The following is a 12,536-nucleotide window of genomic DNA, read 5'->3' as shown; positions in this document are numbered from 1 at the left end:
AACAATTGATGTTTACACAGAAAAGGAGTAGAGGTCTTTGGATGTTGAAGCTAGGAAACACATTCCCACTGCCGGAAACGAACCGTTTCTTGAGGGAATAAAAGATTGTGTGCCAACCTTGCTTGGTTATATGAGCATTGGGTTTGCCTTTGGAATTGTTGGCATTAGTTCGCAGTTAAGTATATGGGAAATCGCGCTGCTCTCTATCTTTATTTATGCTGGCGCTTCACAGTTTATCATCTGTGCATTACTTGTGACAGGAAGCCCCCTTTCCGCTATTATTTTCACCACGTTCATTGTCAATTTACGGCATTTGTTACTCAGCCTTACGCTTGCCCCCCATTTTACACGCTACTCTGTAAAGCAGAACATCGGGTTTGGTCTTCTGCTTACTGATGAATCCTTTGGCGTAGCGATGAATAAATTAGCACAGCAAGGAAAATTGAATAACAGATGGATGCATGGACTGAATATTACAGCTTATTTATGCTGGATTGCTGCATGTACACTTGGCGGAATATTCGGACACTGGATTTCAAATCCAGAGGCGCTTGGTCTTGATTTTGCCCTATCCGCGATGTTTGCTGCGCTGCTCATTCTTTCTTTACAGACGGTGCCAAAAAATAAGCTAACCCATCGCTTGTCACTTGTTTTATATATGTTTGTTGCGATGTTTGTGCTGCTTCATTTTGTTCCTTCACACGTGGCTGTTTTGTTGGCAACTGTGCTTGTTGCCACTATTGGGGTGGTGACAGATAAATGATTAGTAGTTTTATGTTATGGCTCATTCTTGGCTGTATGATTGTGACTATCATCCCAAGAGTCGTTCCATTTTTATTTGTAAGGAGTATCCAGATGCCAGAAGTGGTGCTCAAATGGTTATCGTTTATCCCTATTTGTATATTTACCGCTTTGATTGCAGAGCATCTTTTCATACATACTACAGCAGGCGTCACCATTCACTGGATGTACCTTGCTGTCTTGGTTCCAACTGTGTTAATCGCTATTTGGACAAAAAGCTTGTCCCTCACCGTTCTAGTAGGCGTCATGCTGATGGGCACAGCTAGATGGTTTTTCTAATAGAAAAAGCTTAACCGGATGCGGTTAAGCTTTTTTCATTTTACGATACCGTATATAAAGCCGTCATAGCCTTTTTCGCCAACAGTTTGAATAGCGGTTGCTTCTATTCTCGACTCTTGTTTGAGTAAATTGAAAAATTCACGCGTTCCCTTCACTCGCTCATCTTGATCAGAGGCATGGAGAACTGCCCCATTTCTGACCACATTGTCTGCAATAATGACTGTTCCCTTTTTTGAGAAATGTAACGCCCACTTCAAATATTGCGGGTTGTTTGGTTTGTCTGCATCAATGAAAATCAAATCGAACGGAAGCGTATCCTGCTCTTTTAACTGAGATAAAGTATCTAACGCTTTTCCTTGTAAAATGGTGACACGTTCTGCTAGGCCTGCTCTGTCTATGTTTTGTTGTGCGGTTTCTGCATGATGACTGACAGCCTCTAATGTCATGAGTTCTCCATCCGATTCAAGTGCACGGGCAAGCCAAATGGTACTATAACCGCCAAGTGTACCGATTTCTAAAATGCGCTTTGCACCCCTGGTTTTTGCTAACAAATAAAGCAGTTTTCCTTGGGCCGGCGACACATCTATTTCTGGTAACCCGGCTTGCTTATTCTTGATAAGAGTTTGCTCCAATACGTCATCTTTGGCCATCAATTTGTCTTTGATATACTCGTCAACTTTCCCCCATACTTGCTTCATTTCATCCATCTCCCTTGTTCATGTCTTCTATTTAAAGTCTACATGACGGAAGCAAGAATTTATAATCAATTCTTTTCACACACCTATTGATTTTATTGATGAAAGGAATGTGATGATGGATACATGGGGCGAGTACCTGCAAGTATGTGCAAACTACTGATTTAGCTTATTTTTCACGTCACCTTTTTTATCTTGAAGCTTTCCTTTTACTTGATCTTTCTTTCCTTCTGCTTTCAGGTTTTCACGATCTGTCGCTTCGCCAAGTTTTTCTTTCACTTGACCTTTGACTTGATTTGTTTTTCCTTTCGCTTTATCCATATGTCCATTTTGTTCACTCATTTGTTCCACCTCCACGTTTGATACTGTTTATTTATCCTTTTTGCACATGACAAAACATCTGAGTGTGCTGTGTGCGCGTTTCAGGTATGATAGACATAATGGAATGAAAGGTTGGTGGTCTGTTCAATGATCATTTCTGAAAGTATGTTCACTGTACGTGGTGTGACCTATCGTATTCGCTCTGCTGCATTAGCAGATGCCAAACAGTTATCAACTCTCAGACTGAAAATCGATGGTGAAACCGAATATTTAGATCGTGAACCGGGTGAAGCTTTTATTGATGAGAAAGGGTTCGAGGCGTTGATTCAAGAGGATTCCAAGGAATGCCGTCATCTCTTTTTAGTTGCAGATATTGAAGGAGACATTGTCGGTTTTTCAAGATGCGAAGGACATTCTCTTAAGCGCTCTGCTCACAAAGTAACGTTTGGCGTCGCCGTACAGAAGGCCGCTTGGGGCTATCACATCGGGAAAGAACTTTTAGCTACATCGATCGACTGGGCAGATCAGCAAGGCATTCAAAAGATGTCACTTCAAGTAATGGAAACCAATCAAAAAGCCATTCGTTTATATGAACACTATGGCTTTGAGATTGAAGGCTTGTTAAAAAAAGATAAACGGCTGGCGGACGGCATGTATTATGATACGGTTGTGATGGGCAGGCAGCGGCCAGTCTCCTGACCGCTTACATGACATAACTCCAGATCATCGAAATCGCACTATACATAAGCAGCAGCCCCATGACGAACTGGAACGGCCGCTGATAAAGAGTCAAAAAACGCTTGAATACAGAGCCAAATAAACTCCAGCTAAATGTGCCTAAAAAACCAATGATGGCAAGAATCAGCGTCAACAACATGTATTGCATATTGGACTGTCCATACGGCAGAACAAAAGTGGAAATGACGGTTAACCCATACAAAATGGCTTTCGGATTAATAAATTGCAGCAGCATTCCCGGGATAAAATGATTATAGCGGTCTAATGTTTCGTCATCTCCGCCTTTACTTTTCATGATTTTAACAGCCAAATAGATCATGTAACCGGCTCCTATGAAAGCCATGACCCAGCCGATTTTCGGCATGACTTGATAAAGAATGAGATTAAAGAAACCACTCAAACACAAAATGACCAAAAATCCGATCCCAACCCCTAAACAAAATCGAAATGTTTGCTTGACCCCATATTTATTCGTAAAGACCATCGCCATGATATTATTCGGCCCAGGGGTGAAACTGGTAACAAAAGCATAAATCAACATGGAAACAATCAAATCGTTACCTCCTTTTCATACGTTATTTAGACTCAAAAGTCTTTATTGCGTATATTACGTTTCATTGTACTATTCGGTCGTTATAAAGTAAATAAAAGAAAGGAGTTTTTTGATGGAGGATGTACAATCAATTATTGCTAGAAATGTCAAACTGCTAAGAGAGCAAAAGAAATTAAGCCTAGAAAAGATGGCTGAGGTAACAAGTGTGAGTAAAACGATGATTGGGCAAATCGAAAGAGGAGAATCCACACCGACCATCACCACTCTGTGGAAAATCGCCAATGGGTTGAAGGTGTCTTTTAGTGAACTCATATACGCACCGCAACCTGAAATTAAGATCGTGCGAAAAGAAGAAGGACAAGTTTTAACCGAGGACGAGGGAAAGTATCGGGTATATACGACGTTCCCATTTGATGACCTGAGAAAATTTGAAGTCTATCAGGTAGAAATTGATCCTCATGGGTCGTTAAGTGCGGAAGAACATATCGGCGGTACAGAGGAATTGATTACCGTATTTGAGGGAGCACTTGATTTATCGATCGGTGATGAGCAATACACATTACAAGCTGGCGACTCGATTCGGTTTAAAGCTGACCGTGCCCATGAGTATAAACAATCAGGACAACAGATGGTAAGGATGCAAATGATTCTTTATTATCCCCATTAAAAAAAGCTGACAGGCTTGTCCACCTGTCAGCTTTACATTTTATATTTAATTAAATCCTGGATCGCGTACAACCGTTCCAGTAAAGGTAACTCTATATTTTCCTAAACCTAACTCTTCAATTGACGATTGATAGAGAATACCGACCCATCCATCCTTTGCATATGTAATACTTGATGGGATGTTTGACGTCGTATATGTTCTCGTTTCCGAGACGGTTCGACTTGCTTGTACCGTTACTTCACTGCTTACTTTCCCCTTCGCTTCTACTGGGACAGCGGTGACACCCGCACCCGTTAAAACAATTGCTCCAACCAAAACAGAAGTTATGACCTTTTTCATACAAAAATCCCTCCCTTTTTTTGTTGAACATATTAACCATACCATAATTTAGAACTTTAGTAAGTTATTTTTTCATTTTTTTGAAAATTATGATATGATTGTCTTATGCTGGATAGAGGGTGTTACATACTTCTATGCTTTTATCCTCACCTCGTTCTAGTGAAACAATTGATAACGGAGGTGATTTCATGAAAAAATGGCTTATCTGTTTTCAACTTGTTTTCCTCTTCACCTTGACGGCCACACCATTTGCTTCTGCTGCTTCATGCCCTACAGTGAAACCATGTGTTATTGATCCTTAAGCATAAGAAAAAGTCGATCAAGCCTATTCACTTGATCGACTTTTTTGTTATGCTTGTTCGGCTTCCCAGCGAGCAACCTCTTCTCTTACTTTAGGAGCCACTTCTTTCCCAAATAACTCAATAGCTTTCAGCACTTGATCATGCGGCATCGAACCGACCGGTACGTGCAGCATGAAGCGCGTAATGCCTACATTTTTTCGCAGATGAATCACTTTCTCTGCTACGGCATCTGGATCTCCTACATACAATGCACCTTCTAATGTTCTTGCTGCATCGAATGTAGAACGGGTATAAGGTCCCCAGCCTCGTTCTCTTGCTAATGTATTCATGACATGCTGTGTAGAAGGGAAGAATTGATCTGCTGCTAATTCTGTTTCCTCCGCAACAAATCCATGTGAATGGGATGCCACCGTTAATTTCTCAGGATCATGTCCAGCGTGAATCGCAGCTTGCTTGTAGAGCTGCACTAGCGGTGCGAACTGTCTAGGGCTGCCGCCAATAATGGCAAGGACAAGTGGTAATCCTAATAATCCAGCACGTACGACAGATTCTCTGTTTCCTCCACTGCCAATCCAGATGGGAAGCGGATCTTGAACAGGTCTTGGATATACGCCGACATCCTGAATGGAAGGACGGTGCTTACCGCTCCACGTCACACGCTCTGACTGCTGTAATTTCAACAGTAAATCTAGTTTTTCTTCAAATAATTCTTCATAATCATCTAAGTCATAGCCAAAAAGCGGGAACGATTCAATAAATGATCCACGGCCAGCCATGATCTCTGCACGACCGTTAGAAAGGCCATCTAATGTCGCAAAATCTTGAAACACACGAACAGGATCTGCCGATGAAAGAACAGTTACGGCACTTGTCAGACGAATATTATTTGTTTGCGTTGCCGCAGCTGCTAATACGACTGCTGGATTTGATGCGGCAAAATCTTCACGATGATGCTCTCCTACACCAAAAACGTCGAGACCCACTTGATCTGCTAAAATAATTTCTTCTACTACTTCACGAATACGCTGTGCGTGGCTGACTGTTTTTCCTGTTTGAAAATCAGGTGTTGTTTCTACAAATGTACTAATTCCTAGTTCCATGAATGGAACCCCCTATCTTATAAATATGTCACAAATTCAGAGACCGGCTTGCGATAGCCTCTCGCTTGTCTGCTCTCTACTTTTTCTTTTCCGAGCGTGATCATTAATACAGGAACCAAATCTGATTCGATGTTTAACACCTTTTTCATTGCTTCGGGGTCAAAGCCGATCATTGGGCAAGTATCCCATCCCTTGTTTTTGGCGGCAAGCATAAATAGCATGGCAGATAATGAAGCATTGCGAATCGCCTCTTCTTTCTGAAAGTCTGATCCTCTCTGCACATAAAAACTCATCGTCTCTCTGACCATTTCCTCATATTGTTGCGCATTTAAGATGCCGAGCATTTTTAGGCCTTCATAAATGTTTCCTGCTTGCTCATAAGCTTTCGGATCGCCGAGTACAATGATCGCTGCTGAAGCGGAATGCACCTTATATTGTCCAAATGCAGCATCTCTTACTTGCTCTTTAAGCGCTTCTGATTGGACGACGACATATTGCGTATGCTGTAAATTAAAGGCTGAAGGTGCCAACTTCACTTCTTCAAAGATACTATTAAGCTCTTCTCTCGAAATCGAGATATTTGGCAAAAAATTTGATGCTGATCGTCTTTCACGTACCAATGTATCAAAGCTGTGTGTCATCTTGTTTCCCCTTTTCGTGAAGTTGTTTTGCACCTAAACCGATTTTTTTCAACCATTCAATGAGCTGTTCTTTTTCCTCTGTTTCGATAAAGGACAGATTTTGTGAAATGACATCTGTATGTTTTGGAAAAATATCGTCAAATAGCTGCTTCCCTTTATCTGTCAGTAATACATGGAATACACGTTTATCAGAAGGTGCACATTGTCTTTTGACTAATTCTTGCTTTTCTAATTTGTTGACCACATAGGTGATGCTCCCACTTGGAATGGATAGAATCTCACTAATTTTTTGAACGGGATGCGGTCCCTTACTATACAGTAATTCAAGAATTTGAAAGTTTTCAAATCCGATATCATAACGTTCAATGTCTTTTTGGATGTTTGCAAAAAGGGCATGGTAGGCTTTCATCCATACTCGGAAAAGCCTTAAGTCTAATTCCTGATCTTGCTTCACCATGGCAACTACTCCTTTTTCAATAAATCCTAAAACTAGGATAAATTTATCCTAACACTAGGATATTTTCTTGTCAACGTGTTTGTTTGATTAAAAAAAGACCCCTTTGATTTAGTGGTCTTCTTTTAACACAAAATGCATTTCAGCAATTTGTTTGTATTGATTCACTTGTTGTAATGAAAATCTAGATTCCTGTTCAGTTGGAGGGAAAAGAGGGATTCCTTTTCCAATCATGACAGGTGCGATTTGGAGATACAGCTCATCGACTAATTTTTCTTTTAATAATGCTTGAAGCAGTTCCCCGCCTCCTACTATCCAGATATGTTGCCCTTTTTCATTTTTTAAGTTGTGGATAAATGAGAGAACATCTTCACGAATGATACGGGTCCCTGTATGACTGTCTTGTAAAGTGCGAGAAACGATATAACATGTCTTGTCTTCATAAGGAAACCCATCAGGTGAGAGCTTTAGAACCTGTTCATATGTGTTCCGTCCCATGATCAGCGTATCAACTGAAGCATAAAATTCCTCATATCTCGTATCCTCTTCGCCTTCTGTTCCTATGAGCCAATCTAAACGGTGATCATCCCTTGCTAAATATCCATCAATGCTCATTGCCCCATAAAATAGTAATTTCCTTTTCAATCTCACCACTCCCCACTTCAATTAAGAACATACATTCTTATCTTAACAGACAGGAAAGAAAAAGAGTATATGATTAATTCGTTTCTTACGATTCCTGTTCTACCTTCATGAGAAGCTTGTACAAGATGTGTGCAAGCTGCCCCGCTTCGACTGTCATCCCTTCATGAATCCATTCCTCCAGTACACCAACAACACCAGACACAACAAATGAGGCCACAATCTGTTCATGCTCCGTAATTTGACGCTGATCAAGCTGCCACTCTTTCATGATTTTTTCTTTAAAAAACGATTTGAATTGATTCGTCGTTGGGCTATTCGGTTTGACAAACAACGTCATCATGAATTGTTTTTCTTTTAAATACTCGGTTGTTTTGTTTAAAAAGGACAGCATATCAAGCGGGTCCTGGCTTGGAAACGATTCATCGTATAGTCCGCCAAGCTGATCGAATAGTTCCTTCTCAAGCTGTTCATGCAAATCAAATACATCTTGGTAGTGCAAATAAAAGGTCCCTCTTCCTAAATCCGCTCTTCTAGATAGCTCTGATACTGTAATTTGTTGAACATCTTTTTCCTTTAAAAGCTCAAGAAAGCTTTCCCGTATCGCCTTTTTGGTTTTGATTGTTCGTCTGTCCTTCATCAAACACCCTCCATTTTTGAACAATCTGGCTATACCTGTCTATTTATGAACAAGAGATCATTCATTGCCGATGTTCGGTTTATTTTCCTCTTATTATAATAGACACATGTTCAATAATCTATATCTGTTCAAAAAAAAGGAGGACCATCATATGTTTCAATTCAGACTTGCTAGAGAGGATGAACTGCCTCAAGTGGCAGCGTTGTTAGATGATTCATTTCAGAACTATTCATTTTTTGATTTATTATGCGAAAAGGTTACCAAGCGTGCTGCTTTCGCCCGTCAGCTGCATTTGATCAATACAAGGGTATATTTTCAGCATCAAATCTGTTTGGTCGGGGTTGAGAACGAGAAAATTGTGTCTGCCGCCCTGTTAAAACATCCCCGTCTTCCTGAGCCAGGACTCATGGATTATGTGTTATCTGGTGGGTTAAAGCTGCTCTTTACTGGCGGCATATCGGCGATTCAGCATGTGTTCCGTATGTTAAAGGAGGCAAAAAAAGCGTGTTCTTCCTTAAAGAAACCTTACTGGTATTTAGAAGCTCTTGTCGTTGCAAAAGACCAACAAGGAAAAAAACTTGGAAGCCGTATGTTAAAGCAATGTCTTTTCCCCTTTATCGCCCGGCAAGGCGGCGGACTGTTCACACTGATTACACATAACGAGGCCAATCGTCATTTCTATCGAAAAAATGGGTGGACGGAGTTTGATGAGAGAGTACTGCACGGAGAAGAGATGTCCCTAGAAAGCTGGAGTTATAAAACCGTGATCAAATAAGGTATCTTCTTCAAGGGATGATATAATAGAAGCAGTTCAGACAATGATCATACTTGGAGGAGAGACTGATGATACGACGACTTGATCATATCGTGTTGACTGTACAACATATGGAGGAAACCATTCGCTTTTATACAAACGTATTAGGAATGAAGGAAGAAAATTTTGGAGAAGGCCGTAAAGCCCTTCGTTTTGGCTTACAAAAGATCAACCTTCATGAAGTGGGTCATGAATTTGAACCAAAAGCTGCTCATCCCAAGCCTGGATCTGCTGACTTGTGTTTTATCACCGATTTAGATATAGACAGTTTATTGCTTCATCTTCGAAAGCAGGTTGTTCCAATTGAAGAAGGCCCGGTCAGACGTTCTGGTGCATTAGGTCCGATTGAATCCATTTATATCCGTGATCCTGATATGAACTTAATTGAAATCTCCCGATATTTAGAGGAGGCTGATCCATCATGACTCGATTATTCTTGAGACCGATTGAAGAAAAAGATTATCCTGGTATTCATAGAGGATGCCAGCATGCAGAAACACTTTATATGACTGGCACACGCAAAACGTTCACACTAGAAGAAATTCGTTCAGCCTATACCCGTTTTCTGCTGGATGACAGTAGACGAGACTTTGCTATTTGTCTGCTAGACACGAAAGAAATGATCGGGGATGCGGCGATTGTGGATATTGATCCGATAAACCATACGGCAAGTTTCCGCATTGCGCTACATGGTCCAGAGCATTTTCACAAAGGATATGGTACTGAGGCTGTTCGGATGGTTCAAACATTTGCCTTTGAGACGTTAGAACTCAATCGGCTTGAGCTTGAAGTTTTTTCCCATAACCCACGAGCCTTTCGAAGCTATGAGAAAGCCGGATTTCAATATGAAGGAAAAAGACGTCAAGCGCTCTATTTCAACGGTGCTTATTCGGATGTCATCATGATGGGCATCCTTCGTGAGGAATACGATAGAATCAAATCATAAAGATGTCCCAGCCTACGATGGGTCATCTTTTTTAAACAAATGAACCCCTGTAACGATGAGCAAACAAATGATAGAAGAGAGAACGATAGAGACGCTTGATATGCTGAGCGCCATCCCTTCCCATCTGCCAATGAAGAAACTGCCGATCAATAAGAACAATCCAAACAAGGTGATACATATCGGAACAATCAGCCCGGCATGGCGATGCCTGCGTCTTTTTCCTGCCCACCACGAGAGACAGAGTACAATGACAGTAAAAATAGCGGTTTGCAGCCAGAACATATCGCATCAACTCCTTTTCTTTTTTATCCTATGACAACGGAGGTTTTTCCAATGAATATTAGACCGATTCAAAAGCAGGACAATCCTTTTATCGCGGCCATTATCCGCCAGTCATTAGAATCAGCGAATCTTGCGATTGAAGGTACAGCCTACACAGACCCACACCTTGATCAGCTTTTCGATTACTATCAATCATTGACTCATGCAGCCTATTGGATTGCCGAAGAACATGGTGAAATTGTTGGTGGCGTTGGCATTGCCCCTTTCACAGATGGCATTTGTGAGCTGCAAAAGCTTTATTTAAGCCCCAAAGCACAAGGCAAAGGTGCGGGCAAGAAACTGATGGATACGGCCCTGCAATATGCTGCTACATACTACGATGCTTGTTATTTAGAAACCCGCAGTGAATTAACAGCTGCTACTGGTCTTTATCAACGGTATGACTTCTCTCTTCTTCCTGCACCGATTGAAGGCTCAGAGCATTCTGCCATGGATGCTTGGTATCTCAAAACCTTTTCAGCGTGAGGCATAAAATAAACGATACGTCTTTGTCCAATGAAAACCTAGCTTCTCTGCCAATTTGGCCGAGGCTGCATGATGGACATCGCAATCCCAATGCGGTGTCTTCCCTTTTTCAACACAGATGCTGATCATTTGCTGAGCTGCTAACAAAGCCAACCCTTTTCCACGGCAGGCTTCATCTGTCCAAATATCGATTTCCACACGTTTTTCACTTAAAAAAATAGAGACACATTCACTGACCACATCTTCACCATTTAAGATGGCAACTCCGACGCCATTAGATAAAAAGTGATCTACTCCTCCCCAATATGCTTCATAATAGCTGGATGGGAATACTTTGCTTGCGGCAATGACTTGTTCATTCGTGCGTTTGATCATTTCGTCTTGATCAGGCACAATCAGATCAGGAGAGGTCAAGTCATAAGAATATGCATGTCTTTGCATTTCATTCAGTTGGGAACCGAAGCATTTTTTCATCATCTCATCTGATGCTGGATTTGCTGAAAACAAAGTGAACCGTCTGTTCTCTCTTTTCTGCTTTTTATAAACATCCACAATGAACGTTGAACATAATGAGAGTGCTGCTTCTGTTTTGCCTGCGACATAATAAATGCCGGTTGTCGTCCCTGCAAAATAGACACACGGGTGATCTCGGTGATCCACATATAAATCTCCTTGTATCACCCCATCGAGTATCGCATCTACGAACACTGGATAGGCAGGATCAATCCGCCGAATTTCCTCTTTTACCGCTCCTGTCCTTTGTTGATCTACAAGATACAACATCATTCCTCCATTCACGAACGAGTATCTTTTCATTATAAAGGAAAGCCGCAGACACACGGTGAATCTTTGCAACAAAAAGAATTCTTCTGCATCAAAGCAACATTCAATCGCATTCGCTTTTATCTATTGCTATGCTCATTGTGAGAGGAGGTTTATGGATGAAATTTCGTTTGATCTGGAATCAAGAAAAGGATGTGACGGAAGTAGACGTCATCAGCCATCCACATAATCAAGAACGTTTACAAAAGATGGCATCAATGCTGGAGACTAGTACATCTCTAACGGTCAAAGATCCAAAAAATGATCGGCAGTCTCTTTTACCATTAGAACAAATTGAAGCGATCTCTGCGTTTGGACATCTGTCAAAGGTGATCACGACTCAGGGTACGACATATTTTCTCAGTAAACGGCTGAAGGATCTGAAGTCGCTAGAGCGTGAACATTTCTATCGTATCAACAATGCAGTCATTCTCAATTTGGCGCAAGTCGACAGTTTTGTCGCTGGTACGTACGCTCGCTTAGAGGTCGAAACCATCTCGAAAAACAGTTACACCGTCAGTCGTCATTACGCCAAATATATAAAGGAGCGATTCAAATGATCAAGGAACTAACACATCAATTTATGCAAACAGCTTTTGTCTCTATCGTATGGCTGACACTCATCCTGTCAATCACTCAATGGTCATCCTCTATCCCTTTTCATTACGTGTGGCACATCATTGCCATCGGTATTCTGGCAGGCATCGTCTTTGGGGTCATGTATCCTTTACTATGGAACTACTTTACCTTTCCAGCACCCATCAACATTCTCATCTCCACTGTCGTCAATTTAGGGTTTCAAGTAGGAGCCGTCGCTTTATATTCGACTACACTGCTCGAATGGATCATGCCTTATTTTATCGGTATAGCCTTTCTCACATTAGTAGGCCATATCATCGCCTTTCTGTTTTACAAAAAGCAACAAAATCAAAAACTGGCGCAGGCACTGAATCACCTGAAGCCGCAGCCTTAAAA

General features: G+C 41.3%; 21 protein-coding genes. 10 read left to right on the top strand and 11 right to left on the bottom strand.

The window, feature by feature from the left end:
* The first annotated feature begins 37 nt into the window (after positions 1–37).
* Both NST73_RS02980 and NST73_RS02975 read left to right on the top strand, forming a co-directional pair.
* Entirely contained in the window at positions 38–763 is a 726-nt protein-coding gene (locus NST73_RS02980; protein WP_007496390.1) for an AzlC family ABC transporter permease, read from the top strand.
* Complete coding sequence (locus NST73_RS02975; RefSeq protein ID WP_041092890.1) at positions 760–1,080, top strand: AzlD domain-containing protein; 321 nt, start codon at positions 760–762, stop codon at positions 1,078–1,080. Before NST73_RS02980 ends, NST73_RS02975 begins: the two co-directional genes overlap by 4 nt.
* A 35-nt stretch (positions 1,081–1,115) precedes the next feature.
* Here NST73_RS02975 and NST73_RS02970 read toward each other — a convergent pair whose 3' ends face one another.
* Both NST73_RS02970 and NST73_RS02965 read right to left on the bottom strand, forming a co-directional pair.
* The gene (locus NST73_RS02970) at positions 1,116–1,778 is read right to left on the bottom strand and encodes an O-methyltransferase (RefSeq protein WP_342499364.1); all 663 of its coding nucleotides are present in this window, start codon (positions 1,776–1,778) and stop codon (positions 1,116–1,118) included.
* 153 nt (positions 1,779–1,931) lie between these two features.
* Complete coding sequence (locus NST73_RS02965) at positions 1,932–2,117, bottom strand: CsbD family protein (RefSeq protein WP_024719159.1); 186 nt, start codon at positions 2,115–2,117, stop codon at positions 1,932–1,934.
* Between the two features lie 126 nt (positions 2,118–2,243).
* Here NST73_RS02965 and NST73_RS02960 point away from each other — a divergent pair, with 126 nt between their 5' ends.
* Entirely contained in the window at positions 2,244–2,795 is a 552-nt protein-coding gene (locus tag NST73_RS02960; RefSeq protein WP_144668396.1) for a GNAT family N-acetyltransferase, read from the top strand.
* Between the two features lie 4 nt (positions 2,796–2,799).
* Here the strand turns inward: NST73_RS02960 and NST73_RS02955 are convergent, their stop codons facing one another.
* Entirely contained in the window at positions 2,800–3,387 is a 588-nt protein-coding gene (locus NST73_RS02955) for a LysE family transporter (RefSeq protein ID WP_039170191.1), read from the bottom strand.
* Between the two features lie 112 nt (positions 3,388–3,499).
* Between NST73_RS02955 and NST73_RS02950 the strand changes: the two genes are divergently transcribed.
* On the top strand, positions 3,500–4,054 hold the full coding sequence (locus tag NST73_RS02950; RefSeq protein ID WP_335350155.1) for an XRE family transcriptional regulator: 555 nt from the start codon (positions 3,500–3,502) through the stop codon (positions 4,052–4,054).
* Positions 4,055–4,099: 45 nt separating this feature from the next.
* Here the strand turns inward: NST73_RS02950 and NST73_RS02945 are convergent, their stop codons facing one another.
* From NST73_RS02945 to NST73_RS02920, 6 genes are all read right to left on the bottom strand, one after another.
* Positions 4,100–4,393: a hypothetical protein gene (locus NST73_RS02945; protein ID WP_024719163.1), complete on the bottom strand. Its 294-nt coding sequence runs from the start codon at positions 4,391–4,393 to the stop codon at positions 4,100–4,102.
* Positions 4,394–4,742: 349 nt separating this feature from the next.
* Positions 4,743–5,795 (bottom strand): LLM class flavin-dependent oxidoreductase, encoded by a 1,053-nt coding sequence (locus tag NST73_RS02940; RefSeq protein ID WP_144680349.1) that lies wholly within the window; start codon positions 5,793–5,795, stop codon positions 4,743–4,745.
* A 17-nt stretch (positions 5,796–5,812) separates the two neighbouring features.
* Entirely contained in the window at positions 5,813–6,436 is a 624-nt protein-coding gene (locus NST73_RS02935; RefSeq protein ID WP_039170198.1) for a nitroreductase family protein, read from the bottom strand.
* Positions 6,420–6,893: a MarR family transcriptional regulator gene (locus NST73_RS02930; RefSeq protein ID WP_041507616.1), complete on the bottom strand. Its 474-nt coding sequence runs from the start codon at positions 6,891–6,893 to the stop codon at positions 6,420–6,422. Before NST73_RS02930 ends, NST73_RS02935 begins: the two co-directional genes overlap by 17 nt.
* 108 nt (positions 6,894–7,001) lie before the next feature.
* Positions 7,002–7,541 (bottom strand): dihydrofolate reductase family protein, encoded by a 540-nt coding sequence (locus tag NST73_RS02925; RefSeq protein WP_024719166.1) that lies wholly within the window; start codon positions 7,539–7,541, stop codon positions 7,002–7,004.
* 79 nt (positions 7,542–7,620) lie between these two features.
* Positions 7,621–8,172, bottom strand: a complete 552-nt coding sequence (locus NST73_RS02920; protein ID WP_024719167.1) for a TetR/AcrR family transcriptional regulator — start codon at positions 8,170–8,172, stop codon at positions 7,621–7,623.
* 151 nt (positions 8,173–8,323) lie between these two features.
* Between NST73_RS02920 and NST73_RS02915 the strand changes: the two genes are divergently transcribed.
* From NST73_RS02915 to NST73_RS02905, 3 genes are all read left to right on the top strand, one after another.
* Positions 8,324–8,947 carry a GNAT family N-acetyltransferase gene (locus NST73_RS02915; RefSeq protein WP_096881062.1) on the top strand — a complete coding sequence of 208 codons (624 nt, stop codon included), beginning with the start codon at positions 8,324–8,326 and terminating at the stop codon, positions 8,945–8,947.
* Between the two features lie 68 nt (positions 8,948–9,015).
* Entirely contained in the window at positions 9,016–9,411 is a 396-nt protein-coding gene (locus NST73_RS02910) for a VOC family protein (RefSeq protein ID WP_326241912.1), read from the top strand.
* Entirely contained in the window at positions 9,408–9,932 is a 525-nt protein-coding gene (locus tag NST73_RS02905) for a GNAT family protein (RefSeq protein ID WP_024719169.1), read from the top strand. Before NST73_RS02910 ends, NST73_RS02905 begins: the two co-directional genes overlap by 4 nt.
* A gap of 12 nt (positions 9,933–9,944) precedes the next feature.
* On the opposite strand, the gene NST73_RS02900 is transcribed toward NST73_RS02905, so the two are convergent.
* Complete coding sequence (locus NST73_RS02900) at positions 9,945–10,214, bottom strand: YesK-like family protein (protein WP_326241913.1); 270 nt, start codon at positions 10,212–10,214, stop codon at positions 9,945–9,947.
* Positions 10,215–10,265: 51 nt separating this feature from the next.
* Between NST73_RS02900 and NST73_RS02895 the strand changes: the two genes are divergently transcribed.
* Positions 10,266–10,739, top strand: a complete 474-nt coding sequence (locus NST73_RS02895; RefSeq protein ID WP_058336362.1) for a GNAT family N-acetyltransferase — start codon at positions 10,266–10,268, stop codon at positions 10,737–10,739.
* Here NST73_RS02895 and NST73_RS02890 read toward each other — a convergent pair.
* Positions 10,731–11,519: a GNAT family N-acetyltransferase gene (locus NST73_RS02890; protein ID WP_096881059.1), complete on the bottom strand. Its 789-nt coding sequence runs from the start codon at positions 11,517–11,519 to the stop codon at positions 10,731–10,733. The two genes, NST73_RS02895 and NST73_RS02890, sit on opposite strands and share 9 nt — an antisense overlap.
* A gap of 161 nt (positions 11,520–11,680) precedes the next feature.
* On the opposite strand from NST73_RS02890, the gene NST73_RS02885 reads away from it, so the two are divergent.
* A complete protein-coding gene (locus tag NST73_RS02885) occupies positions 11,681–12,121 on the top strand; it encodes a LytTR family DNA-binding domain-containing protein (protein ID WP_326241914.1) in 441 nt (146 codons plus the stop codon).
* Positions 12,118–12,534: a hypothetical protein gene (locus tag NST73_RS02880; protein ID WP_342499363.1), complete on the top strand. Its 417-nt coding sequence runs from the start codon at positions 12,118–12,120 to the stop codon at positions 12,532–12,534. Before NST73_RS02885 ends, NST73_RS02880 begins: the two co-directional genes overlap by 4 nt.
* The last annotated feature ends 2 nt before the right edge of the window (positions 12,535–12,536 follow it).

The organism is Bacillus sp. FSL W7-1034 (assembly GCF_038593365.1).
Classification (GTDB): domain Bacteria; phylum Bacillota; class Bacilli; order Bacillales; family Bacillaceae; genus Bacillus; species Bacillus altitudinis.
Note: the sequence above shows the minus strand (reverse complement) of the source record. Positions and strands in the feature narration are given on the sequence as shown.